The organism is Jannaschia sp. S6380, from assembly GCF_023015695.1.
Classification (GTDB): Bacteria; Pseudomonadota; Alphaproteobacteria; order Rhodobacterales; family Rhodobacteraceae; genus Jannaschia.
Genome location: NZ_JALKAS010000001.1, coordinates 1,184,432 through 1,208,314, shown reverse-complemented (window position 1 = coordinate 1,208,314; position 23,883 = coordinate 1,184,432). Strand labels below are relative to the sequence as shown.

Below are 23,883 nucleotides of genomic sequence, written 5' to 3'. Positions count from 1 at the left end.
GGTCATGGATCGCGCGGCGTGGCGAAGTCGAGCCAGCGGCCCGGCTCCCCGTCGATCTCGACCACGGTGCAGGCGCCGGTCGGATAGCGGGTGAACTCCGGCGCGACGGGGGGCGTGGTGCAGGCCATTTCGGCGGCTGCACCGATGCCGGGATTATGACCCACGATCAACACGCAGCCCACCGTCTGCGCCCGGGCCAGCGACAGGATCGTCTCGGCATCGGCCAGATAGAGGTCGGGACGATATTCCGTCTGCGTTTCGGGAAGACCCAGGCCCTCCAGCGTTTCGCGCGTGCGTCGGGCATCGGAACACAGGACGAGGTCGGGCAGGTGACCCCGCGACCGCAGCCACTCGCCCATCTTGGCGGCCGCGGACCGACCGCGCTCGTTCAGGGGCCGCTCCCGGTCGGGCAGGGACGGGTCCGTCCAGTCCGACTTGGTGTGACGCAGCAGGATCAGCTTGATGAAATGGTCCATTATCCGCCCGTATGACTCATATGCCGCGTGACCTGACCGGCGACCGCCTGTCGTGAATAGTCGAAATCGTGTCCTTTGGGCTTCCGCGCGATCGCCGCGCGGATCGCGTGTTCCAGCGGGCCATCCGCCTCGGACGCTCGCAACGGCCCACGCAGGTCGGCCATGTCTTCCTGCCCCAGGCACATGTAAAGCTCGCCCGTGCAGGTCACACGCACGCGGTTGCAGCTTTCGCAGAAGTTATGAGTCAGCGGCGTGATGAAGCCGACCTGCTGGCCGGTTTCCTCCACCCGCACGTATCGCGCCGGCCCGCCGGTGCGATGCGCCAGGTCGGTCAGCGTGAACCGCCCCGCCAGCCGCGCGCGCAAATCCTTCAGCGGCCAGTACTGGTCGAGGCGTTGCACCTCGCCCATGTCGCCCATCGGCATGACCTCGATGAAAGTCAGGTCCATCCCTTCAACCGCGCACCATGCAAGCAGGTCGAACAACTCGTCCTCGTTGAAGCCCTTCAGCGCCACCGCGTTGATCTTGACCCGCATGCCGACGGCCTGCGCCGCCGCGATCCCCCGCCGGACCTTTTCGAGCGATCCCCAGCGGGTGATCGCCTTGAACTTGGCGTCGTCCAGCGTGTCGAGCGAGACGTTGATCCGCCGCACCCCCGCATCCCAGAGCGGCTGTGCGAAGCGGTCGAGCTGGCTGCCGTTCGTGGTCAGCGTCAGCTCGTCCAGGCCGGAGCCGAGATGTCGCGACATGCCGTCGAAGAATGTCATGATCCCCTTGCGGACCAGCGGCTCCCCCCCGGTGATGCGAAGCTTGCGGACACCCAGCCGGACGAAGGCCGAACACATCCGGTCCAACTCCTCCAGCGTCAGAAGCTCCTTCTTCGGAAGGAAGGTCATGTGCTCCGCCATGCAATAGGTGCAGCGGAAGTCGCAGCGATCCGTGACCGACACCCGAAGGTAGTCGATCCGGCGGGCGAAGGGGTCGATCAGCGGTGCGGTCATCGTCAAACGCTACGCCCCGCGGAGCGGCGCCACAAGTGGGGCTGACACCGGCGTGACGCGCGCTAGGATGGGGCCGACCGTCACCTGCGAAAGTCGCCGCCGATGTCCCGTATCCTGTTGTTCCTGCCCCTGATGCTCGCCGCCTGCGCGCAGCTTCCGTTCGGCAACCGGTCAGCCGAGACGGCGCCGGAGCCGGCCCCGGTCGCGCCTGCACCCGCCTCATCCGCGTCGCCCGCGGCCGTGCTGCAGGGGCCGTCCACGTCGGCGGCCGCGCTCGACACGGTATCCGAGGCCGAGAAGGACGAGGCACGCGCCGCGGCGGCCGCGGCACCTGCGGGGGGCGAACTGGGTCAGGTCACCGTGGCCCTGGGCGACCCGACGGATGGCGGGCTCTGGGTCAAGTCGGATCTCGTCTCGGCCGAGGCGCCGGGCACGGTACGCACCGGCGATGGCGAGGCGATCGCCGTCACCCTTCGCCCGCTCGGGTCCGACGGCGGGCCGCAGATCTCGCTTTCGGCGCTGCAGGCGTTGGGCCTTCCGCTGGCGGGTCTGCACCCGGTCACCTTGGCCCGCGCGGGTTGATGCGACGCACGATCGCGCGCCTCGCCCCCTGGGAGGAGATGCGCGCGTCGTTCCGCTGGTCCATCCCCGAACGCTTCAACATCGCGGCGGGCTGCTGCGATGTCTGGGCCGAGCGGGAGCCGGACAGGGCCGCCATCGTCGATCTGTCACGGGGCCGCCGTGCGTGGACCTATGGCGAACTTCATCGGATGTCGAACCGGCTGGCCAATGCATTGTCGCGGGGCGGCGTGGGACGCGGCGACCGGGTCGCGATCCTGCTGCCGCAACGTGCCGAAGTCATGGTCGCTCATTTCGCGGCGATGAAGCTGGGGGCCGTGTCGCTGCCGCTGTTTACGTTGTTCGGCCCCGAGGCGCTGGAATACAGGCTGCGCGATTCCGGCGCCCGCGCGATCCTCTGCGATGCCGACGGCGCGGCCCGTCTGACCGGGCTGGACCTGCCGGACCTGGGCCTCCGGATCGATGTAGACGATCTGCACGACCTGCCGGACGGCGGTCCGGTCCTGACTTGCGACACGGCGGCGGATGACCCCGCGATGATGATCTACACGTCGGGCACGACCGGCACGCCCAAGGGTGTCCTGCACGCGCATCGGTTCCTGCTCGGGCATCTGCCTTGCGTCGAGACGGCGCTGGAAGGGTTCCCCCGACCCGGCGATGTGGGCTGGACGCCGGCGGATTGGGCCTGGATCGGCGGACTGATGGACCTGGCCATGCCGTGCCTGTGGTTCGGCGTGCCGCTGATCGCGAAGCGGTTCGGCAAGTTCGATCCGCGGGAAGCCTGGGACCTAATGGCCGCCGAAAGGGTGACGGCGGCGTTCCTGCCACCCACCGCGCTGAAGATGCTGCGTCGGACCGATCCGCCGGACGGGCTGACCCTGCGCGCGGTCATGTCGGGAGGCGAGGCCCTGGGTGCCGGCCTGCTGCATTGGGGGCGGGAGGCGCTCGGCGCGCCGATCAACGAGATCTACGGCCAGACGGAATGCAACCTCGTGATGGCGTCATGCGCGGGAACACAGGACGTCATTTCCGGAACGCTGGGCCGCGCGGTCCCCGGGGTAGAAGTCGAGGTGCAGGACGAAGACGGCCATGCGGTCGCGCCCGGAAACGTTGGCGAGATTTGCGCAAAGGGGTCGCCCGCGACCTTCTTGCGCTACTGGAACAAGCCCGAAGATACGGCGGCGAAATGGCGCGCGGGGTGGCTCCGCACCGGCGATCTGGGCCGGGTCGAGAAGGGTGGCGTGATCACATATGTCAGCCGTGACGATGACGTGATCACATCGTCCGGCTACCGCATTGGCCCGGCGGAGATCGAGACCTGTCTCGTGGCGCATCCCGATGTCGTGACCTGCGCGGTCGTCGGTCTGCCGGATGCGGACCGGGGCGAGGCGGTGACGGCCTTCGTCGTCGCGCCCGACCGTTCCGAGACGCTGGCCGCGGATCTGATCGACTGGGTCCGCGCGCGGCTGAGCCCGCATATGGCGCCGCGCGATGTACGGTTCGTCGATGCGCTGCCGATGACGGCGACGGGCAAGGTCATGCGCCGGGCATTGCGCGAGACCTGAACGCCGGACCGGGGCCAGCCCCGGACCCCGAGGTATTTGACGCCAGAGGAAGGGGAAGCGCGTTCCGCCATGCCCGTCCTCCGGCTGGAGAGACGCAGGGATCAGGCCGCGGGCATCCGCCGTTCGACCACCTCGGCCCACCAGGAACATCCGGCGGGGATCGCGTCGTCGGTGAAGTCGTATTCGGGGTGGTGCACCGGAGCGGTTTCGCCGTTGCCTACCAGGATATAGGCGCCGGGCCGTTCCTCCAGCATGAAGGCGAAATCCTCGCCGCCCATGACCAGCGGTGCATCCTCGCATCCGCCCGAGACGGCCTTCGCGACCTCGGCGGCGAACTGCGTCTGCTCCTCGTGGTTCACCATAACCGGGTAGTTGCGGTGATACCCGACTTTCGCGGTGCCGCCGAAGGTGGCCGCGATGCCGGCGCTGATCTCCTGGATACGCTTTTCGGCCAGGTCGCGCATGCCGGGCGACATCGTGCGGACGGTTCCTTTCAGTTCAACGCGTTGCGGGATGACGTTGAAAGCCTTCGAGGAGGATTCCATCGACGTGACGGACACCACGATCTGATCCACCGGATCGGCGTTGCGCGACACGATGCTTTGCAACGCGGTGATCAGGTGGGCCGTCATCAGACCCGTATCCACCACCTCCTGCGGCTTGGCGGCATGACCGCCCTTGCCCTCTAGCTCGATCTCGAACAGGTCGGTCGCGGCGAAGAAGGCGCCGGGGCGGATGGCGAACTGACCCACGGGTTTGCCGGGCCAGTTGTGCATCCCGTAGACCTCCTGGATGTTCCAGCGGTCCATCATGCCGTCGTCGCACATCTCCTTGCCGCCGCCGCCGCCCTCCTCGGCGGGCTGGAAGATGACCACGACCGTTCCCGCGAAGTTTCGCGTCTCGGCCAGGTATTTCGCCGCACCCAGCAGCATCGCGGTATGGCCGTCATGGCCGCAGGCATGCATCGCGTTCGCGGTCCTGGACGCGTATTCCTTGCCGGTCTGCTCATGGATCGGCAGGGCGTCCATGTCGGCGCGCAGGCCGATGACCTTGTCGCCGTCCTGTCGGCCCCGGATCACGCCCACGACGCCGGTGCGACCGATCCCCTCGACCACCTCATCGCATCCGAATTCGCGCAGCTTGTCCGCGACGATGCCGCTGGTGCGGTGCGTGTCGAACAGGATCTCGGGGTTCTCGTGCAGGTCGCGGCGCCAGGCGGTGATTTCGGGCAGCAGTTCGGCGAAACGGTTCTTGACGGGCATGATGGGGTCTCCTTCGGCGTTCATGCTGCGCGCGCGCCGGCGGGGCCGCAAGGGGTCACGGGTCTTTCGGAAGCCCGTCCAGGTGTAGATCGGTCCGGCGCGGAATGGTGAAGCCCGCGTCGCGCAGCGCGCCCTCGACCGCGAGGCGGACGCGCGATCCGGTGTGGACGACCTCGGCCTGCGTCGGATCGGTCCACCAGCGGACGCGGATGACCTTGGACAGGTCGCCGATCTCCAGCGCCTGCGCATCCGGCGACGGGTCCGAAACCACGCCATCGACACTCCGCGCGGCGTCCAGCGCGACCTCGACGCCCCGGGGCCAGTCGTCGGAGAGCGCGATGGGGAAGTCGGCCTGGCTGCGGCGCGCGCCGAAGGCGGTGTTGACGGTCACGGCGTCGGTGTAGACGTCCGAATTCGGTATGACGACGCGGCGGCCATCATAGGTTCGGATCAGCGTGGCGCGGGTCTGGATGTGTTCGACTGTTCCCTCGTAGGGGCCGGCGACGATCTGGTCGCCAACCTCGAACGGTTGCCGGATCAGGATCAGGATCCCGGCCAGCATGTTCTGCAGGATGTCCTTGAACGCGAAGCCGATGGCGACCGAGCCGATGCCCAGGCCCGCGATCAGGTCGCCGGGCCGGATCGACGGCACCACGATGGTCAGGGCCAGCATCCCGCCCGAGATCCAGATGGCCCATTTGACCAGGCTGCCCATGACGGCGCCCAGATCCTCGCGTTGGCGCCCGCGCAGGGACCGCCTGGCGCCCCATTGCACGGCCAGCCCGATCGCCACGACGATGGCCAGAACCACGAGGGCCACGACCAGGTTGGGCAACAGTCGAAAGAATCCGTCCACCCATGCGTCGATCTTCTCGAAGATCAGCCCCGGATCGGCATCGACCTGTTCGACGCCGGATTCGGCATCCTCCTCCATCAGTCGACCAATCCGTCGACGACGCGCCGCAGCAAGGCCTCGCCCTTGCGGAACTGGTCCACGGCGATCCATTCGTCGGGCTGGTGCGCCTGCGCGATGTCGCCGGGGCCGCAGACGACGGCGGAATAGCCGCGTTCCTGGAACTGGCCTGCCTCGGTGCCGTAGGTGACGACATGCGTGCCGTTGTCGCCGGTGACGCGTCGTATCAGGGCCTCGGCGGCGCCGTCGGTCTCGGGCTTCAGGCCGGGTACGCCGAGCGCGGTGTTCCACGTCACGCCGGCCTCCGGGTGCCGCGCCCGCAGGTCCGCGTCGAGTTCGGTCAGGAAAGACGACAGCGCGGCATGGTGCCGGTCGATGTCGTCGCCCGCGGGCACGCGGAAGCCCAGCTTGAAGGTGCAGTCCTTCGCCGTGATGTTGTGCGCGGTGCCACCCTGGATCATGCCGACATGGGTGGTCGTGTGCGGCGGGTCGAACATGGCCGAGATCGGGTCCGGCGCTTCGGCCCAGATCTTCGCGTTCCAGTCGTTCACCCATTGCAGGATGCGCCCCGCCTCGTGGATGGCGCTGACGCCCTGCGGCAGTTTCGAGGAGTGGACCTCGTAGCCGTGGACATGGATGTCGGTGATGGTCGATGCGTTGTGGCCCGTCACCGGGCGCAGCATCGAGGGCTCGCCGATGATGGCGGCGGCGGCGCGGGGCAGGTGGGTCACCATGTCGTCGATCATCGGCGGGGCGCCGACGCAGCCCACCTCCTCGTCGTAGCTGAGTGCGATCTGCAGCGGCCGCGAAACGCCGCGTTCCAGCGCATAGGGCACCATGGCGAGTGCCAGCGCGTCGAACCCCTTCATGTCGCAGGTGCCGCGACCGTAATACCGGCCGTCCTTCTCGGTCACGGCGAAGGGCTCGAAGGTCCAGTCCTGGCCGTCGACCGGAACCACGTCGGTATGGCCCGACAGGACCACGCCGCCCGCAACCTTCGGCCCGACATTGGCATAGAGCGCGGCCTTGCCGCCGGTCGCATCATAGACCCGTCGGGCGCTTACCCCATGGGACGCGAGGTAGTCTTCGACCCAATCCACCAGCGCGAGGTTCGAGTCGCGGCTGACCGTGGGAAAGGCCACGAGCCGTTCCATGATCTGTCGCGCGGTCAGGGTCATCGGGGTCAGGGTCATGGTGCCTCCGTACCCATCCGTGCTGCGGGCTTGGGCGAAGGTCAAGCCGAGGTGCCCGGGAAACGGGCGGATACACGGGATCGCCCGCGGATCGGGCAAACGGCTTGCGGGATGATCCCGGTCTGCTAGCGTGCACGCAAGATGGCGGGCGCGAACGATCCGCCGGGGACGTGCCCCGTGGGCGCGGGAACGACAGGGAGTGGTGGATGCCGGATGGCGACACCCGGGACAGGCCCGAAGACGGCGCCGCCCGAAACGTATTGGACGTGCGTGGCCTGCACACGGTCTTCGGCACGCGCGGCGGCGAGGTCCATGCCGTCAACTCCGTCAGCTTCGACGTGAAACCCGGCGAATTGCTGGGCGTGGTGGGCGAGTCCGGGTCCGGCAAGTCGGTGACGATGATGTCGCTGATCGGCCTTCTGCCCAGCCCGCCGGCCGAGGTGCGCGCGGGCGAGGTCCTGCTGGACGGTGAGGATCTGCTCAAGGCGTCGCCCGCGCGACTGCGCGAGGTGCGCGGCGGCGAGGTCGGGTTCATCTTCCAGGATCCGATGACGTCGCTGAACCCGGTCTTCACCGTCGGCTTCCAGATCATGGAGCCGATCCGGCGGCACATGGGGCTGAACAAGAAGCAGGCGAAGGCCCGCGCGGTCGAACTCTTGGAACTGGTCGGCATTCCGGGCGCAGCGGGGCGCCTGTCGGACTATCCGCACCAGTTCTCGGGCGGAATGCGGCAGCGGGTGATGATCGCCATCGCGTTGGCCTGCGATCCGAAGGTCCTGATCGCGGACGAGCCGACGACCGCCCTCGACGTGACGATCCAGGCGCAGATCCTCGAGATCATCGAGGATCTGCGCGGGCGCCTCGGCATGGCGATCGTCTGGATCACGCATGATCTGGGCGTGATCGCGGGCATCGCGGACCGGGTGCTGGTCATGTATGGCGGCCAGGTGGTCGAACAGGCGCCTGTCCATCCGCTGTTCAACGACCCGCGCCATCCCTATACGCGCGCGCTTCTCAAGACGATCCCTTCCGTTTCCGGCGAACGGGCCGAGAAGCTGCAGGTGATCGACGGGCAGCCGCCGATCCTGGGCGCGGCACCCGACGCCTGCCCGTTCCGCGACCGCTGTCCGCTGGCCTTCGACCGGTGCCATGCGCAAAACCCCGTGCGGGAGGTGGTGGCCCCAGGTCACGACGTCGCCTGCTTCCACCCCCTGGCGCACAGCGGAAAGGCGGTCGCATGAAGCCGCTGGTGCAGGTCCGCGACCTGAAGATGCACTTTCCGATCTATGCCGGCCTTCTGCGACGGCAGGTTGGCGCGGTGAAGGCCGTCGACGGCGTCAGTTTCGACATCCTGGAGGGCGAGACCCTGGGCCTGGTGGGCGAGAGCGGGTGCGGCAAGTCCACCTGCGGGCGCGCCGTCCTGCGGCTCTACGACATCACGGGCGGCGAGATCACGATCGACGGACGATCCATCGGCGCGGGCACGCAGGACGCGCTGCGCGACATCCGCCCCACGATGCAGATGGTGTTCCAGGATCCGCAGGCCTCGCTGAACCCGCGCATGACGGTGGGGTCGATCATCGGCGAGCCGCTGACGGAACATTCCGGCATGTCGCGCGCCTACCGGCGGGCACGGGTCGAGGAGTTGATGGATCAGGTGGGGCTGAACCGGGCCTTCGTGAACCGCTACCCGCACGAATTCTCGGGCGGGCAGCGGCAGCGGATCGGCATCGCCCGGGCGCTGGCGCTGAACCCGAAGTTCATCGTCTGCGACGAACCGATCGCCGCACTCGACGTGTCGATCCAGGCACAGGTGGTGAACCTGCTGGAGGAGTTGCAGGACCGCCTTGGCCTGACCTACCTATTCATCAGCCACGACCTTTCGATGGTGCGCCACATCGCCGACCGAGTTGCGGTCATGTATCTGGGCAAGGTAGTCGAATTGGCGCCGCGTGACGCGCTTTATTCCGAACCCCTGCACCCCTATACCGAGGCGCTGCTGTCGGCTGTACCCGAACCCGACCCCGCCAAGGCCGGGCAGAAGCGCGACCGGATCGTGTTGCAGGGCGACGTGCCCAGCCCCGCGAACCCGCCCGAGGGCTGCAATTTCTGCACGCGATGCCCTAAGGTGATGGATATCTGCCGGACCGTCGACCCCGCCTTCCGCGAGGTCCGGCCCGGGCATTGGGCGGCGTGCCACCTGCACGACGCGTCCGCAAAGGATACGGGGAAACCCGTGCAAGACGCGGCTCGACCCGCGCGAACAGAGGTCCCCGGCGAGGGATCGAGCACCCAACAAGGAGTACGAACATGAACACCAAGTCAGCCCTGATGTGCGCGGCCGCGAGCTTCGTCCTGGCGCCGATGGCTCATGCCGACGGCCACGAGGGCGAGCGTGGACGCGACGGCGAGGTCAGCATCATCTACTGGCAGGCCCCGTCGACCCTGAACCCGTTCCTGTCGGGCGGCACCAAGGACGTGGAGGCCGCCTCGCTGATCCTGGAGCCGTTGGCCCGTTTCGACGAGACCGGCACGATCCAGCCTTGGCTCGCCGCGGAAATCCCGACGGTCGAGAATGGCGGGATCAGCGAAGACCTGACGCAGATGACCTGGAAGCTGAAGGAGGGGATCACCTGGTCCGACGGCACGCCGTTCACCTCCGCGGACGTGAAGTTCACTTATGATTACTGCACCAACCCCGAAGGCGGCTGTGCGCAGATCACCAAGTTCGAGTCGGTCGAGAACATCGAGACGCCCGACGACCTGACCGTCGTCATCAACTTCAAGGAACCGACGCCCTATCCCTACACCGCCTTCACCGGCGGCGAGAGCCCAATCCTGCAGAAGGCGCAGTTCGAGAATTGCGTGGGCGCGGCGGCCTCGACCTGCACCGACGAGAATTTCGGCCCGATCGGCACCGGCCCGTTCGTTGTGGACGAGTTCCGCACCAACGACGTGATCGCCTATTCCGCCAACCCGAACTACCGCGAGGAGGGCAAGCCGGCCTTCGCATCCGTCAACTTCAAGGGCGGTGGCGACGCCGAGGCGGCGGGCCGCGCGGTCATGCAGACGGGCGAGTTCGACTATGCCTGGAACCTGCAGCTTGCGCCCGACGTCGTCGCTCAGATGGAAGCGGGCGGCCTCGGCACGCCGGTCGCGGGCTTCGGCCCCCTGGTCGAGCGGATCATGCTCAACAACACCAACCCCGATCCGGCGCTCGGCCCCGACGAACGCTCGGTGATCCGCCCGCATCCGTTCCTCAGCGACCCGGCGGTGTATCAGGCGCTGTCGATGGCCATCGACCGGCCGTTGTTGGTCGAGATCGGCTATGGCCAGGCCGGCAAGGTCGGCTGCAACTGGGTGCCCGCCCCCGAGGTCTTCGCCTCGACGTCGATGGATTGCTCCACGCAGGACATCGAAGGCGCCAAGGCCATGCTGGAGGAGGCCGGCTGGGTCGACAGCGACGGTGACGGCGTGCGCGAGAAGGACGGCGTCGAATTGCGGATGCTCTACCAGACCTCGACCAACGCGGTTCGCCAGGACTTCCAGGCGCTGATCAAGGAATGGTGGGAGGAGATCGGCTTCGCGGTCGAGCTTCGCAACATCTCGGGCTCGGTCTTCTTCGGCGGGGACGCGGGTTCGCCCGACACCTTCCAGAAGTTCTATGCCGACGTGGAGATGTACGCCAACACCTTCAACGGCACGGACCCGCAGGCCTATCTGGCAAACGGCCTGTGCGACAAGGCGCCGACGCCCGCGACGCAGTGGCAGGGCGAGAACATCTCGCGCTTCTGCGACGAGGAGTACGACGCGCTCTGGGCGGAACTGGCCAAGACCTCGGGCATCGAGGCGCGCGCCGAGATCGCCAAGCAGCTCAACGACATGATCGTGCAGCGCGGCGGGATGATCCCGCTGGTCCACCGCGGCCGCCTGTCGGCCCACGCCAACGACCTGGGCGGCATCAAGCTGAACGTCTGGGACAGCGAGCTGTGGAACATCGCCGACTGGTACCGCATGGGCGAGTGATCGCGGCCTGAGCCATCCGGGGCGGCGTCCGCGCCGCCCCGACCCGATACCCACCTCGGACGAGGGGAGTGAGAACGCCGGATGCCGACCTCCACGCTCAGACGACTGTTCCTGGCGCTGCCGGCGCTGCTGTTGCTGGCCGCCGACCGGCCCGCGATGGCGCAGGGCAGCGGCGATCTTCACGTCTGCCGCTTCGAGATGCCGGGGGCCGATGGAAATAGGAGGTCGGTCACGGGGCGGATCTTCATCGACGACTCGGAGCGCCTCTTCTTCGCCTTCGGCAGTGGCCGGCGGATGCAGGAGTTCGAGAGGTACCGGCAGGGTCTCTACCTCAGGGACGGTGGCGGTTTCATCGAGGGGCTTTCGATCCGTCCCGGCATTTCCGGACCGGGCACCGAGGCCCCGCGCTACTTCCGCGTGACCCTGTCGGAAAGGTCGGCGGTCCGACCCGCCGCCGTCACCGGGGACTGCAACTTCGCCCCGCAATCCGGTGGGGTGCTAGAGCCATGAGGACGTCCGCGCCATGCTGACCTTCACCCTCCGTCGCCTGCTCTTCGCGATCCCGACGCTTCTGTTCATCGCACTGGTGATCTTCCTGCTGCTGGAACTGGCGCCGGGCGATCCGATGGCCAACGTACCGCTGACCGTTCCGTCCGAAGTGAAGGAACAGATGCGGCAGGCCCTGGGCCTGGGGGAGCCGGCGCCGATCCGGTTTCTTCTGTGGATCAAGCAGTTCTTCTGGATCGAGCCGCTGAACGTCGTCGACGCCCTGTTCGGCACCAGCTTCGCGGCCGGCGAGCTGCGCATCATCTCCTGGCAGAACCGCGCGCCCGTTTTCATCGCCATCGCCGAGCGCATCCCCCAGACGCTCTGGGTGGTGGGCACGGCCTATGTCGTCGCGATCCTGATCGCGATTCCGGTCGGCATCTATTCGGCCTATCGGCAGTATTCCGTCTTCGACCAGGCGGGCACCTTCGTCACGATGGTCGGTTTCTCGGTTCCGCCCTTCTTCTCGGGCGTGTTGGTCATCATCATCTTCGCGGTGCAACTGCAGTGGTTCCCCTCGATCTACGACACCCGCCTCGTCGTCGACTCGTGGGAGGCGTTCGGCCAGCAGGTGCGCCAGATGTTCCTGCCGGTCATGGTGCTGGCGCTGCAGATCACGTCGCAGCTGTCACGTTTCATGCGCGCCTCGATGCTGGACAACCTCAACCAGGATTACGTCCGCACGGCGCGGGCCAAGGGCCTGCGGGAAAAGACCGTCGTTCTGGTCCACGTGCTGCGCAACTCGATGATCCCGGTGGTGACCGTCATCGCGCTGGGCGTGCCGTCGATCTTCGGCGGCGCCATCATCACCGAACAGGTCTTCAAGGTGAACGGCATCGGCCAGCTTCTGATCAGCGCGATCCAGGCCAACGACCTGCCGATGGTGCAGACGCTGACCTTCATCTTCGCGGTGCTGATCGTCCTGTTCAACCTGATCGCCGATATCCTCTACGGCATCCTCGACCCTCGGATACGCTATGACTGACGCCCGCGACCCGACCACCCCGGTGGGGGCCGAGCCCGGCACCGTCGCGGCCTCCGCCCCGGTCGCCGGGGCCGAACCCGTCCTGCTGACCCGCGCGCGCAGCCAATGGTGGGACGTCTGGGACCAGTTTCGCAGTCACAAGGGCGCCATGGCCGGGGCCGCGGTGTTCCTGGCGATCGTCCTGCTGGTCGTCCTGGGGCCGCTGATCTGGCCGCTCGATCCGACGCAGACCGACATCCGCTCCCGCAACCAGGGCATGAGCTGGGGCCATCCGCTGGGCACCGATCAGCTCGGCCGCGACATCTTCGCCCGGATGATCCAGGGGGGTCGCGTGTCGCTGGCGGTGGGCATGACGGCGATGGCGCTGTCGCTGCTGCTGGGCACGCTGATCGGGGTGCTGGCGGGCTATTTCCGCCGGCTGGATGGCCCGCTGATGCGGTTCACCGACCTGTTCCTGGCGCTGCCGCTGCTGCCGCTGTTGTTGGTGATGGTGCTTCTGTTCCGCGAACCGCTGACGGCCGTGTTCGGCATCGAGACCGGCATCTTCATCCTGATCGTCTCGGCCATCGGCATCACCTCGTGGATGCAGACCGCACGCATCGTGCGCGGCGACGTCCTGGCCCTGAAGGAGCGGGAGTTCGTGCTGGCCGCGCGCTCCATCGGCACGCCGTCGCGCCGTATCGTGACGCGGCACGTCCTGCCGAACGTCCTCTCGCCGATCATGGTGTCGGCCACGCTGGGCATCGCCACGGCGATCATCACCGAAAGCGCGCTGTCCTTCCTGGGCTTGGGCTTTCCGCCCGACTTCCCGACCTGGGGACGTCTGCTGAACGACGGCGTGCCCTACCTGGAACTCTATCCCGGTCGCGCGTTCTGGCCGGGGGCTGCAATCAGCCTGGTGGTGCTGTCGATCAACTATGTCGGCGATGGCCTGCGCGACGCGCTGGACCCGCGGATCCGGGGGCGCTAGGGGGCCTTCGCCGCACTTACGCCGATCATGCTGTCGCGGGTGACCAGTTCGGCCAGCGCAACCTCGTCCAGGCCGTCGGTCCCGGCGGGGCGGGCGGGCACGACGAGATAGCGCATGTCCGCTGTCGAGTCGTGGACGCGGACGGTCACGTCGGGCGACAGGTCCAGTCCGAATTCCGACAGGACCTTCCTCGGCTCCCGCACCGTGCGGGACCGGTATTCGCGCGACTTGTACCAGTCGGGCGGCAGGCCCAACAGGTCGCGTGGATAGCAGGAACAGAGCGTGCAGACGACGACGTTGTGGACTTGGGGCGTGTTCTCGACCGCGATCAGGCGCAGCGGCCCGACGTCGCAACCGACCTCGGCGCAGGCGGCCGGGGCGTCGGCCAGCAGGCGGTCGCGATAGGCGGGGTCCGTCCAGGCCCGCGCGACGACGGCAGCTCCTTGCGCGGGCGAACGGGCGTCCATCGCGTCGACTTGCGCGGCGACCTCGGATGCGGTGACCACGCCCTTTTCGATCAACAATTCGCGGATCGCGATCTCCATCGTCTGCCAATAGGTCAGCGGCCCGTCCTGATCGGCACGGTACGGGTGGCCCGAAGGCGAGAGGTGGTCGTGATGGTCATGCGGCATCAGATCGGCTCCAACCAATGGGCGTAGATTTCCGCGTCGATCGTGTCGTCGGGCGTGTCGGCGTCCGGCCAGACATCGCCCATGCGGAACCTCACGCGGTAGAGTGGCAGGGACGCCGGCGCGTGGCCATAGGCCAGCTCTTCGGGGTTGCCGAAGGGACCGAGCACGCGTTCCACCACACCGGGGCATCCGCGCAGATAGGCCGGGGTTCGGACGTGTCCTGGCGGGAACATCGTGCGCACGCGCACCGGGGTGTCGGGATCAAATGTCGGCATCGGTCGCGCGCCCGTAGGTGTCGCCCCGGGCCCGCACCTCGGCCATCCGTTGCCCGAGTTCGGCGACGGTATAGACGCCGCGCTCCAGCAGGTTCTGGTTCAGCGACGCGACCCAGCGTTCGTAATAGGTCATCGTCTCGAACGCCTCCTCGCCCATGTCTTCCAGCACGCGCCGCAGCCCGTCGACGGTGAAGAGGCCCTTGCCCCCGGACAGTACCACCAGGGCGTCGATCCGCTTTTCCCAAAGCGCGAAGTCGTGGTCGTCCTGCGGCACCGGCCCAGCCAGATCGCCGCCCATGTCGTGCCACCGCCGTCCCGTCGGCCGCCCCCCGGTCATCGCGGGGCCGCCAAGGCGTCGATCTGCGGGCGCAGGCCGTCCAGCTCGAACCCGGCCGCGCGTGTCGCCCCGAGGATGTCGTCCGGCGGCATCCGTCCCGCCATCGCCAACGCCCAAAGAACGGCGGACCGCGTGCCCGACGCGCAATAGGCGACGACGCGGCCGTCCGCACCGTCGATCGCGTCCGCCTGTTCCTCGACCGCCTGCAGGGTGAGTTGCGGCATCGCGACCGGGTTGAATACGAAGGCCAGCCCCGCGCCTTCGGCGGCTTCTTGCATTGCGGCCGCGCGGTGGGCGGGCGGGACCTCGGCATCGGGGCGGTTGCAAATGATTGTCGTGACGCCGTCACCGGCGAGTGCGCCCATGTCTGCGGGGTCGAGCTGCGGCGCGACGGCGACGCGGTCGTCGAGGGCGCGGATGTCCATGAAATCCTCCGGTGGTGCGTGCCCGCGAGGATGCCCGCACCGGCCGGAGAGGTAAAGCGCCGCGGCCAGATCACCAGCTCGTTGTCGGCCTCCTCGTCGCGGCTTTCGTCATGGGATGCCAGCGCCATGCCGAAAGTCAGGATGCCGACCCGGCCGGCGGTCATCAGCACGATGATGACCAGCTTGCCCAGGCCCGGCAGATCACCGGTGATGCCCATCGACAGGCCGACCGTGCCCATGGCCGAGATCGCCTCGAACATGACCGCGTCGAAAGGCAGACGCGGATCGGCCAGAAGCAGCAGGAACGTTCCGATCATCAGCAGGGCGAAGTAGTAGGCCAGCGAAGCCGTCGCCGTCTGCAACCGCCCGAGCGGGATCTCGCGCTTGAAATAGCGGATGCGCTCGCGCCCCTTCAGCGTGGAGCGGACCAGCCCCACCAGCGCGGCGAAGGACGTGGTGCGCAAGCCGCCCCCGGTGCCGGCGGGCGAGGCGCCGACGATCATCAGGAAGAACATCACGACGATGATCGCCGGGGCCAGCGATCCGATGGGGGTGGTATTGAACCCGACCGTGGTCGAGGCGGTCATGACCTGGAAGAAGCTGGCGAGCAGCCGATCCTCGGGCGGCAGGGCATGGTAGGTGGGTTCGGCCACGAACAGGATCGCCGTCCCCACGATCAGGAAGCTGAGCGTGATGCGCCAGATCACCTTGGACGTGAAGCCCAGGTATCGTGTCCGCCCCAGCATGTTGCGCCAGAAGTCCACGACGATCAGGAAACCCATCGCCCCCAGCAGCGACAGGATGGCGATCACGATGTTGATGCCCGCGTGGTCGTGGAAACCTTCGAAACTGTCGGCGTTCAGGCTGAATCCCGCGGTCGCGAAGGCCGAGACGGAATGGAAGATCGCCGACCAGGCGGCCCGGTCGACGCCCGCGCGTTCGAACATGACGTAGAGGGCGATCGCGCCCGCGACCTCGCAGATCAGGGTGAAGACGACGACCGCGCGGATGAACGAGGCCGGGTCGACCCCCTCGGGCAGGTGAAAGGCGTTGCGTGTCGTTGCTGCGCGAAAGCGGTCGAACCGGCCGGCCAGATGCAGCGCGATGAACGAGCCGATGGTCATGTAGCCCAGCCCGCCCATCTGGATCAGCCCGAGGATCACGACCTCGCCGAAAAAGGTGAAGCTCGTGCCCGGATCGACGGTGACGAGACCCGTGGTCGAGACCGCCGAGGTGGCGATGAAGAGCGTGTCGATGGCCGCGACGGGACCCTCCTGCGCGACCGGCAGCGACAGGAGCGCCCAGCCGAGGATCATGAAGCTCAGATAGCCCATCAGCAGGAGCTTGGGCGGGGAGGTGTGCCGCAGGATTGCCCGCCAGCGGGCCCAGCCCCTGACGCAAGTGCGGCGGAATGTGTCGAGGGCCATGGTCCGGATCCGTGTGTGCAACGCGACTAGCTACGCCACCGCGCCGGCAAGGCAGGCCCGATCTCGACCGCCGCGCGCGGCTTGCACCCGGTGGCGGCGGGCCACTACAACGAAGGCGGGGCATCGCTAGGGGGGCACGATGGGCTGGCAGCGGGAATGGGAGCGGGCGCAGACCGACCCGGAGGGCTTCTGGATGGAGCAGGCGGCGGCAATCGACTGGAAGCGTCCGCCGTCGAAGGCCCTGCACGATCTGGGCGGGCCGGTGCCGGAATGGTTCGCCGACGGAACGGTCAATACCTGCTGGAACGCCGTGGACCGCCACGTCGACGCCGGACGTGGCGACCGGACGGCGATCATCTACGACAGCCCCGTCACGGATACCATTGCGCACGTGACCTATGCAGAGCTGCGTGACCGCGTGGCGCGGCTGGCGGGGGCGCTGGTCGAACGTGGCGTGGGGCAGGGCGACCGGGTCGTCATCTACATGCCCATGGTCCCCGAGGCGCTGGAGGCGATGCTGGCCTGCGCCCGGATCGGCGCGATCCATTCGGTCGTGTTCGGTGGCTTCGCCGCGCGCGAGCTGGCCGTGCGCATCGACGACGCGGAGCCGGTCGCCATCATCGCCGGATCCTGCGGGATCGAGCCGTCGCGCACCGTCGCCTACAAGCCGCTGCTGGATGCCGCGCTGGCCGAGGCGCGGCACCGTCCGCGGTTCAGCCTCATCCTTCAGCGCGACACGCTGCGGGCCGAGATGGGGCCCGATGACGTGGATTGGCACGAGGCCGTCGCGGCCGCCCACCCGGTCGACTGCGTGCCCGTGTTGGGCAGCCACCCGGCCTACATCCTCTATACGTCCGGGACGACGGGGGCACCCAAGGGCGTGATCCGCCCCACCGGGGGCCACCTGGTCGCGCTGGCCTGGTCGATGACCAACGTCTACGGCGTCGACCCCGACGAGGTGTTCTGGGCCGCCTCCGACGTGGGCTGGGTCGTGGGCCACAGCTATATCTGCTATGCGCCGCTGATCCACGGCTGCACGACCGTCGTGTTCGAGGGCAAGCCCGTCGGCACGCCGGACGCGTCGACCTTCTGGCGCGTGATGTCCGATCACGACGTGGCCGTGTTCTTCACCGCCCCCACCGCCTTCCGCGCCATCCGCCGCGAGGATCCGGATGCGGCGCAGATGGCCGGCCACGACCTTTCGCGCCTGCGGACGATCTTCCTGGCTGGCGAACGGGCCGACCCGGATACGATCGACTGGATCGCCCGCGTGACCGGCAAGCCGGTGATCGACCATTGGTGGCAGACCGAGACGGGATGGACCATCGCGGGCAACCCCGTCGGACTGGGCGCGCTGCCGGTCAAGATCGGATCGCCGGCGGTGCCGATGCCCGGCTACGACGTGCGCATCCTGAACGAGGCCGGCGAGACGCTGCCGCCCGGCACGCTGGGCGCGATCGCGATCAAGCTGCCGCTGCCGCCCGGCACGCTGCCCGGTTTGTGGAACGCCGAGGATCGGTTCCGCGCATCCTACCTTTCGACCTTTCCCGGCTACTACGAGACCGGGGACGCCGGCGTGGTCGATGCCGACGGGTACCTGTGGATCATGGCGCGCACGGACGACGTCATCAACGTCGCCGGCCACCGCCTGTCCACCGGCGCGATGGAGGAGGTTCTGGCGACCCATCCCGACGTCGCCGAATGCGCCGTGATCGGCGTGTCGGACCCCCTCAAGGGCCAGATGCCGGTGGGTCTTCTGTGCCTGACCCGCGGCGTCGACCGCCCCGAGGACGAGATCGCGGCCGAATGCGTGGCGCTCGTCCGCGACCGGATCGGCCCCGTGGCGGCGTTCCGCTCGGCCTGCGTGGTGGATCGCCTGCCCAAGACGCGGTCCGGCAAGATCCTGCGCGCGACCATGGCCCGGATCGCCGATGGCGAGGATGTTCCGCCCCCCTCGACCATCGACGACCCGACGATCCTGGATGAGATCGGCACCGCGCTGGGCCGGCTGGGCCTGCCGGGGCGGTGAGCGGGTCCGGCCCACGCGGCGATGCCGCGTCCCCGGATGCGGCGCAGCTTCTGGCGCATGATATCCGGTCCGCGATGTCGGACGTGATCGGGGGGCTGCGCCTGATCGACATCGCGGCACTTCCCCGCGACGCACGGACCCAGGTGGACCGGGTGCACGCCGCGTCCGAACTGCTGGCCCGCCTGGTCGAGGAATTGCTGGGCAGCGCCCCGTCCGACGAGTCCGACCACGTCGGAAACCTGAACCTGCTGCGGTTCCTGGATGACGAGGTGCGGCGCTGGCGCGGGGCGGCGCATGGCACCGGCATCGAAGTCGCGCTGGACTGCGCGCCGGACTTGCCTGCCACGGTCCGTGTCGGCCTGCTGCCGCTGCGCCGCATCGTCGCCAATATGATGAGCAATGCGCTGCGCCATGCCGGGGCCGGACAGGTGCGCCTGGGGGCGGAGTTGTATGACGACGGCGCGCTTTCGATCTGCGTGTCCGATGACGGGCCGGGCTTCGACCCGGAGATCCTGCCCAATGTCTTCGACGCCGAGGCGCGCGGATCCGATGCCGCGCCGGGCATGGGCATGGGGCTGCATATCGCGCGGGCCCATGCCGACCAGCTGGGCGGAAGGCTTGTGGCCGAGAACCGGAACGAGGGTGGCGCGCGCGTCACGCTAACCTTGCCGCGTGCGCGCTGGCAGCGGCACGCGCCCGACGCCGACGGTCTGCCCGACCTGTCGAATGTCCGCGTTCTTGTCGCCGACGATTCCGCGACGAACCGCACGCTCGTCCAGGGGATGCTGGCGCAGATGGGGGCCGAATGCGAACTGGCGGCCGACGGGATCGAGGCGTTGAACTGGCTGGCCCGCGAGCGCTTCGACATCGCGTTGATCGACCTGGAGATGCCGACGCTGGGCGGGCTGGAAGTGATGCGCTCCGAAAGGTTGCGGCAGGCGCGCGGGATCGCGCCGCCCATGTCGATGGTGGCGATGACGTCGCATGACATCCGCGAGAACCGCGACCTGATCACCGAGGCCGGGGCCGACGGCATCCTGGCCAAGCCGCTGGGCTCGATCCAGACGTTCGGCCAGACGATCCGCCATTTCGTGGCCGCCGGGCCGGACGCATCGGGCTGGGCGCCCGAGCTTGCGCCCGCGTTTTCGGCCGCGACGCTGTCCGATCTGATGTCGGCGGCCGGGCCGGAGTACCGCGATCAGCTTCTCGCCCGGATGCGCGAGGATCTGCAGATGGTGGAACGGCACCTGACCAACGCCCTGTCCATGGACGATGTCGAGGCCGTCCACGCGCAGACGCATATCCTTCTTTCGCTGGCCACGGCGGTGGGGGCGCTGCCCACCCTGTCGGCCGCGCGGCGGTTGAACCACGCCGCCCGGTCCGGCCGGCCCGAGGCGACGCGCGCCGCCGGGCGGGTCTGCCTGGCGCGTCTGGCCGCGTTGCGCGCCGATCTGGATCAGGCGCTCTGACGCGCCTCAGGCGTCCGCGGGGACGTGCAGGACGGTCTCGACCCGCGCGCCCGTCTCCAACGTGCGATGCACGGGGCAGCGATCGGCGATCTCCAGCAGACGGCTGCGCTGCGCCTCGTCCAGCGGGCCGCCGATCGTGATCTCGCGGCGGAAGCGGTCGATCCGCTCGGCCCCGGACGACGGCGCGTCCTGCGCGTGCATCCGGTCGTGGCTGACATCGACGGTAACGGTCTCCAACGGCCATTTCTTGCGTCGCGCATACATCCGCAGCGTCATCGACGTGCAGGCCCCCAGGCTCGCCGCCAGCAATTGATAGGGCGAAAGCCCGCGATCCGTTCCACCATAGGAGAGCGGCTCGTCCGCGATCAGGTGGTGCTTGCCGCCGGACGCCACGATGTCCTGCGCGAAACCGCCCGCATCGGCTTCGCTGATGCGGGTAACGCCCTCGGGTGCGCCGACGGGCGGGGCGGGTCGGCGCAGTTCCAGATAGCGCGTAGCCCAGGCCGCGATGACGTCGGCGGCATAATCCGCATCTGCCGCGCGCGTGATCAGGTGATCGGCATCGTCCAGCGTCACGAAACTCTTGGGATGGCGGGCGGCGGTAAAGATGCGCGTCGCGTTGTCAATGCCCACGGTCTCGTCGCGCGGCGCATGCATGACCAGAAGGGCGGGGCGCAGCGACGCGATTGCCTCCTCCAGCCGGGTGCCGGTGACGTCGCGGACGAAATCCCGCCCGATGCGCAGCTTTCGGGGCCCGAGTTGCACCTCGGCCGAACCGTCCCGCGCGATCGCCTCGAGCGCGCCCGCGAAGTTGTGGGTGACATGGCCCGGGTCGAACGGGGCACCGATGGTGGCCACGGCGCGGGTCGTCGGGATGTCATGGGCGGCGCGAAGCACGGCCGCGCCCCCCAGGGAATGCCCGATCAGCAGGCCGACCGGCATGTCGCGTCCGGCCAATGCCTCGGCGGCCAGCACCAGATCCCGCACGTTCGACGTGAACGAGGTGTTCTGGAACTCGCCGCCGGAATGGCCCAGCCCCGTGAAATCGAAGCGCAGGACCGCGATCCCGAGGCCCGCCAGACGCGCGGCCACCCGGCGGGCGGCGGGGATGTCCTTGCCGCAGGTGAAGCAATGCGCCATCAGCGCCGTCGCCAGGGGCGGGCCGTCGGGCATGTCCAGACGGGCCGCGAGCTCGCTGCCGTCATGTCCGGCAAAGGTGAAACGTTCGGTGCGCATATGTGCTGTCCTCTCGGGTTGGGGAGAGGATGGGGCCGCGAACCCCGATCCGGCAAGGCCGTGGGGCGCTACATGACGCGCACGTTACGCATCGTGCGCGTGGGCCGGTCCGGGCGTGTGCGGTTGTAACGTCGCCGGGCGGGGCCCGCCGACCTCCGGGGTTCAGATCCGGGGCTTGCGCTGCAACAGCGGCATCAGATCGCCCATGTCGGGGCCGTTCCGCCGACCGGTCATGGCGTGGCGCAGCGGCATGAACAGCATCTTGCCCTTGCGGCCCGTTGCGTCCTTGACCCGGCCCGTCCAGTCCGACCAGGTCGTGTCCGCGAACGGCGGGTCGGGCAGCAGGTCCAACGCCTCGGCCACGAACGGGCGGTCCTCGGCGTCGATCATCGGCTCGGCACCCTTCGTCATCAGAGCCCACCAATCCGCCATCTCGGCCCGGGTCGAGATGTTGTCGCGCACCACCGACCAGAAGCGTTCGCGCAACTCCGCCGGCACGCCCAGCGCGGCGATGTCGTCCTCGACCGCCGAAAGGGGCAGCGACTGCAGGTAGTTGCCCGTCAGCGGCGTCAGGTCGGCCACGTCGAACCGCGTAGGCGCCGCGCCGAAGGCCGACAGGTCGAACTCGGCGGCCAGTTCCTCGGGCGTGGCGCGCAGGTCGACGGCCTGGCCCGACCCCAGGCGCGCCATCATCGACAGAAGCGCCATCGGCTCGATCCCGGCGGCGCGCAGGTCGCGCAGCGACAGCGTGCCCAGGCGCTTGGACAGCGGCTCCCCCTGGGGGCCGGTCAGCAGCGAATGGTGCGCGAAGGACGGGTGGTCGTGACCCAGCGCGGACATGATCTGGATCTGCGTCGCCGTGTTCGTCACGTGGTCGGACCCGCGCACGACATGGGTGACGCCCATATCCGTGTCGTCCACGACCGAGGCGAGCGTGTAAAGGACCTGCCCGTCGCCGCGGATCAGGACCGGATCGCTGACGCTGGCCGCATCGATGCTGAGCGGGCCCAGCACCCCGTCCGTCCACTCGATCCGGCTCTGGTCCAGCTTGAACCGCCAGTGACCGCCACGTTCGTCGCGCAGGCGGTCCTTCTCCTGCTCGGAGAGCGACAGCGCGGCGCGGTCGTAGACGGGGGGGCGCCCCATATTCAGTTGCTTCTTGCGCTTCAGGTCCAGCTCGCCCGGCGTCTCGAACGCCTCGTAGAGGCGTCCGTCGCCGCGCATCCGATCGGCCGCCGCCATATAGCGGTCGAGGCGGGCGGATTGCCGCTCCTCCCTGTCCCAAGTCAGGCCCAGCCACTCCATGTCCTCGCGGATGGCGTCGGCGTATTCGCCGCGTGACCGTTCCGGGTCGGTGTCGTCCAGCCGCAGGATGAACGTGCCGCCGGCCTTGCGTGCGATCATCCAGTTCATCAGCGCCGTGCGAAGGTTGCCGACATGCAGATACCCCGTGGGGGACGGGGCGAAACGGGTGACGGTCACAGGCTCGGGCATGGTGGGCTCCTTTGGCGTGCGATGTGCCACCGGGGCCGGGGGCTGTCCAGCCTCGCGCGGACGTGATGTGGCGGCGCGACCGGTGCGGGCTACCTTTAGCGGCCAAACCAATGGGGAGAGACCTGATGACCACGCTGACCCGCCGCGCGGCACTTGGTGCCACCGCCGCCCTGCCGCTGGCCGCGGCCCTTCCCGCCCGCGCCGCCGCGCCGATGCAGGGCGACCTGATCCGCAACGTGCGCCGCTTCATGCTGGGCGACATGGAGGTGACGACGCTGCTGGCCAACACGGTGACCAATCCGACCCCACCGCAGGAGATCTTCGGCATGAACGTCGATGCCGAGACCTTCGAGCGGGTCTCGCGCGAGGCGTTCATTCCGTCGGATGTGAACCAGTTCTTCTTCACGCCGACGCTGGTGAATACGGGCGAGAGCCTGATCCTGTTCGACACCGGCCAGTCCGGCGACGGCATCGCCGGCGTGGTCGAGGCGGCGGGCTATGCCACCGATGACGTCGACACCGTCATCCTGACGCATATGCACGGCGACCATATCGGCGGGCTGATGCGCGGCGGTGCCCCGACCTTCGGCAACGCGTCCTATGCGACGTCGCAGGTGGAATACGACGCTTGGCAGGCGAACCCGTCCGAGGGGTTCACGTCATCGGTGATGCCGCTGGCCGACCGGATGACCTTTCTGTCGGACGGCCAGGATGCCGCGCCGGGCATCACCGCGGTCGCCGCGCATGGGCACACGCCCGGCCACACCGCGTTCCGCCTGTCCAGTGGCGAGAAATCGATGTTGATCGCGGCGGACCTGGCCAATCACTATGTCTGGTCGCTGGCCCATCCCGATTGGGAGGTGAAGTTCGACATGGACAAGTCCGCCGCCGCCGAGAGCCGCCGCCGCGTGCTTGGCATGCTGGCGGCCGAGCGGATGCCGATGATCGGCTATCACATGCCGTTCCCGGCCGTAGGCTATGTCGAGGCGCGGGGCGACGGTTTCCATTGGGTCCCCGAGAGCTATCAGATGATGTTCTGAGGC

22 protein-coding genes and 1 pseudogene are annotated in these 23,883 nt (G+C 68.4%); 11 read left to right on the top strand and 12 right to left on the bottom strand.

The window, feature by feature from the left end; translation table 11 throughout:
- Nucleotides 1–2: 2 nt before the first annotated feature.
- Nucleotides 3–476, bottom strand: coding sequence for a histidine phosphatase family protein (locus MWU52_RS06220; protein WP_246950358.1), 474 nt, complete (start codon nt 474–476; stop codon nt 3–5).
- Entirely contained in the window at nt 476–1,477 is a 1,002-nt protein-coding gene (gene moaA, locus MWU52_RS06215; protein ID WP_246950356.1) for a GTP 3',8-cyclase MoaA, read from the bottom strand. The genes MWU52_RS06220 and moaA overlap by 1 nt, the downstream gene beginning before the upstream one ends.
- Before the next feature lie 102 nt (nt 1,478–1,579).
- Here moaA and MWU52_RS06210 point away from each other — a divergent pair, with 102 nt between their 5' ends.
- Both MWU52_RS06210 and MWU52_RS06205 read left to right on the top strand, forming a co-directional pair.
- Complete coding sequence (locus MWU52_RS06210) at nt 1,580–2,059, top strand: hypothetical protein (protein WP_246950354.1); 480 nt, start codon at nt 1,580–1,582, stop codon at nt 2,057–2,059.
- On the top strand, nt 2,059–3,621 hold the full coding sequence (locus MWU52_RS06205; protein ID WP_246950353.1) for an AMP-binding protein: 1,563 nt from the start codon (nt 2,059–2,061) through the stop codon (nt 3,619–3,621). Before MWU52_RS06210 ends, MWU52_RS06205 begins: the two co-directional genes overlap by 1 nt.
- 101 nt (nt 3,622–3,722) lie before the next feature.
- Here MWU52_RS06205 and MWU52_RS06200 read toward each other — a convergent pair whose 3' ends face one another.
- From MWU52_RS06200 to argE, 3 genes are read right to left on the bottom strand one after another with little or no spacing between them, the layout of a single operon-like run.
- Complete coding sequence (locus MWU52_RS06200) at nt 3,723–4,883, bottom strand: M20 aminoacylase family protein (protein WP_246950351.1); 1,161 nt, start codon at nt 4,881–4,883, stop codon at nt 3,723–3,725.
- 55 nt (nt 4,884–4,938) lie between these two features.
- Nucleotides 4,939–5,817, bottom strand: a complete 879-nt coding sequence (locus tag MWU52_RS06195; RefSeq protein ID WP_246950349.1) for a mechanosensitive ion channel family protein — start codon at nt 5,815–5,817, stop codon at nt 4,939–4,941.
- Nucleotides 5,817–6,989: an acetylornithine deacetylase gene (argE, locus tag MWU52_RS06190; protein WP_246950348.1), complete on the bottom strand. Its 1,173-nt coding sequence runs from the start codon at nt 6,987–6,989 to the stop codon at nt 5,817–5,819. Before argE ends, MWU52_RS06195 begins: the two co-directional genes overlap by 1 nt.
- Before the next feature lie 206 nt (nt 6,990–7,195).
- Here argE and MWU52_RS06185 point away from each other — a divergent pair, with 206 nt between their 5' ends.
- The 6 genes from MWU52_RS06185 to MWU52_RS06160 all read left to right on the top strand — a co-directional run bounded on the left by MWU52_RS06185 (nt 7,196) and on the right by MWU52_RS06160 (nt 13,516).
- Nucleotides 7,196–8,230 (top strand): ABC transporter ATP-binding protein, encoded by a 1,035-nt coding sequence (locus MWU52_RS06185; RefSeq protein WP_246950347.1) that lies wholly within the window; start codon nt 7,196–7,198, stop codon nt 8,228–8,230.
- Complete coding sequence (locus tag MWU52_RS06180; protein ID WP_281493912.1) at nt 8,227–9,303, top strand: oligopeptide/dipeptide ABC transporter ATP-binding protein; 1,077 nt, start codon at nt 8,227–8,229, stop codon at nt 9,301–9,303. The genes MWU52_RS06185 and MWU52_RS06180 overlap by 4 nt, the downstream gene beginning before the upstream one ends.
- Nucleotides 9,300–11,015, top strand: a complete 1,716-nt coding sequence (locus MWU52_RS06175; protein WP_246950346.1) for a peptide ABC transporter substrate-binding protein — start codon at nt 9,300–9,302, stop codon at nt 11,013–11,015. Before MWU52_RS06180 ends, MWU52_RS06175 begins: the two co-directional genes overlap by 4 nt.
- An 81-nt stretch (nt 11,016–11,096) precedes the next feature.
- Entirely contained in the window at nt 11,097–11,525 is a 429-nt protein-coding gene (locus MWU52_RS06170; protein WP_246950345.1) for a hypothetical protein, read from the top strand.
- 13 nt (nt 11,526–11,538) lie between these two features.
- A complete protein-coding gene (locus tag MWU52_RS06165) occupies nt 11,539–12,546 on the top strand; it encodes an ABC transporter permease (RefSeq protein WP_246950344.1) in 1,008 nt (335 codons plus the stop codon).
- The gene (locus MWU52_RS06160) at nt 12,539–13,516 is read left to right on the top strand and encodes an ABC transporter permease (RefSeq protein ID WP_246950343.1); all 978 of its coding nucleotides are present in this window, start codon (nt 12,539–12,541) and stop codon (nt 13,514–13,516) included. The genes MWU52_RS06165 and MWU52_RS06160 overlap by 8 nt, the downstream gene beginning before the upstream one ends.
- Here the strand turns inward: MWU52_RS06160 and nthA are convergent.
- The 5 genes and pseudogenes from nthA to MWU52_RS06140 form a co-directional block, all read right to left on the bottom strand.
- Nucleotides 13,513–14,148 (bottom strand): nitrile hydratase subunit alpha, encoded by a 636-nt coding sequence (nthA, locus tag MWU52_RS06155; RefSeq protein WP_246950341.1) that lies wholly within the window; start codon nt 14,146–14,148, stop codon nt 13,513–13,515. The genes MWU52_RS06160 and nthA overlap by 4 nt on opposite strands.
- Nucleotides 14,148–14,423, bottom strand: a complete 276-nt coding sequence (locus tag MWU52_RS17950; RefSeq protein WP_281493911.1) for an SH3-like domain-containing protein — start codon at nt 14,421–14,423, stop codon at nt 14,148–14,150. The genes nthA and MWU52_RS17950 overlap by 1 nt, the downstream gene beginning before the upstream one ends.
- Entirely contained in the window at nt 14,410–14,760 is a 351-nt protein-coding gene (locus tag MWU52_RS17945) for an SH3-like domain-containing protein (RefSeq protein WP_281493910.1), read from the bottom strand. The genes MWU52_RS17950 and MWU52_RS17945 overlap by 14 nt, the downstream gene beginning before the upstream one ends.
- Nucleotides 14,757–15,185, bottom strand: coding sequence for a TIGR01244 family sulfur transferase (locus tag MWU52_RS06145; RefSeq protein WP_246950340.1), 429 nt, complete (start codon nt 15,183–15,185; stop codon nt 14,757–14,759). The genes MWU52_RS17945 and MWU52_RS06145 overlap by 4 nt, the downstream gene beginning before the upstream one ends.
- Nucleotides 15,186–15,367: 182 nt before the next feature.
- A pseudogene (locus MWU52_RS06140) lies at nt 15,368–16,501 on the bottom strand (potassium transporter TrkG); the annotation flags it as partial.
- A 250-nt stretch (nt 16,502–16,751) separates the two neighbouring features.
- On the opposite strand from MWU52_RS06140, the gene MWU52_RS06135 reads away from it, so the two are divergent.
- Together MWU52_RS06135 and MWU52_RS06130 are read left to right on the top strand one after the other, a co-directional pair.
- Nucleotides 16,752–18,641, top strand: coding sequence for an AMP-binding protein (locus tag MWU52_RS06135; protein ID WP_246950339.1), 1,890 nt, complete (start codon nt 16,752–16,754; stop codon nt 18,639–18,641).
- The gene (locus MWU52_RS06130; RefSeq protein WP_246950338.1) at nt 18,638–20,110 is read left to right on the top strand and encodes a hybrid sensor histidine kinase/response regulator; all 1,473 of its coding nucleotides are present in this window, start codon (nt 18,638–18,640) and stop codon (nt 20,108–20,110) included. The genes MWU52_RS06135 and MWU52_RS06130 overlap by 4 nt, the downstream gene beginning before the upstream one ends.
- Nucleotides 20,111–20,116: 6 nt before the next feature.
- Here the strand turns inward: MWU52_RS06130 and MWU52_RS06125 are convergent, their stop codons facing one another.
- Nucleotides 20,117–21,346 (bottom strand): bifunctional alpha/beta hydrolase/OsmC family protein, encoded by a 1,230-nt coding sequence (locus tag MWU52_RS06125; protein WP_246950337.1) that lies wholly within the window; start codon nt 21,344–21,346, stop codon nt 20,117–20,119.
- A gap of 162 nt (nt 21,347–21,508) precedes the next feature.
- Nucleotides 21,509–22,840 (bottom strand): glutamate--tRNA ligase, encoded by a 1,332-nt coding sequence (gltX, locus tag MWU52_RS06120; protein ID WP_246950336.1) that lies wholly within the window; start codon nt 22,838–22,840, stop codon nt 21,509–21,511.
- Nucleotides 22,841–22,965: 125 nt separating this feature from the next.
- On the opposite strand from gltX, the gene MWU52_RS06115 reads away from it, so the two are divergent.
- Nucleotides 22,966–23,880 (top strand): MBL fold metallo-hydrolase, encoded by a 915-nt coding sequence (locus tag MWU52_RS06115; RefSeq protein WP_246950335.1) that lies wholly within the window; start codon nt 22,966–22,968, stop codon nt 23,878–23,880.
- Nucleotides 23,881–23,883 lie beyond the last annotated feature (3 nt).